This window comes from Micromonospora sp. M51, from assembly GCF_018070305.1.
Taxonomy (GTDB): domain Bacteria; phylum Actinomycetota; class Actinomycetes; order Mycobacteriales; family Micromonosporaceae; genus Micromonospora; species Micromonospora parva.
The window spans coordinates 1-557 of the sequence record NZ_JAGPXZ010001438.1 but is presented as its reverse complement, the minus strand read 5'-3'; the positions used below and the strand labels follow the sequence as shown (position 1 = coordinate 557).

1 protein-coding gene is annotated in these 557 nt (G+C 78.8%); it reads right to left on the bottom strand.

Going from position 1 to position 557, the window contains the following annotated elements; genetic code table 11:
* Nucleotides 1–551, bottom strand: a 551-nt coding sequence (locus tag KBX53_RS35315; RefSeq protein WP_309140928.1) for a DUF6297 family protein, incomplete at its 3' end; no start/stop codon positions are given.
* Between the last annotated feature and the right edge of the window lie 6 nt (nt 552–557).

Genomic DNA, 557 nt, shown 5'->3' with positions numbered 1-557 from the left:
CGGCTGCTCTGGGCGACGACGCTGAGCGCCAACGCGGCCACGCCCCACCCCGCGCCGGCCGCCGCCGCCCAGCCCAGCGCGGCCGGTTCGCCGACCCCGGCCAGCGCCGCCACGGCCACGGCGAGCGCTGCGGTGCCGGTCGCCGCGCCCACCAGCAGCAGCACGAAGCGCGGCGCCAGCCAGGCCCGCCGGTCGATGGGCGCGCTGGTCGCCCAGCTCTGCGTGGCCGGGGTGACCAGCAGCGGCCCCAGCGCCCGCAGGCCCCGCCAGGCGAGCCCCGCGCCGGCCAGCAGCGCGGCGACCGCCAGCCACCACCGCACCCCCGGCTCGGCCTGCCCCACGGTGGGGGAGTCCAGCAGGTTGCGGCTGGCGCTGACCGCGAACCAGCCGTACATGCCCACGAACAGGACAATGACGTACGCGTCACCGAGCACGTCGCCGAGGGAATGGTCGTGGTGTCGACTGCGGGCCCGGCGCAGGCGCGTCCGCACCTGCCGGGCGGTGGGCACTCCGGCCGGTGCGTCGGCGACGGTGGCCGGTGCGGCGGTCACTTGCCG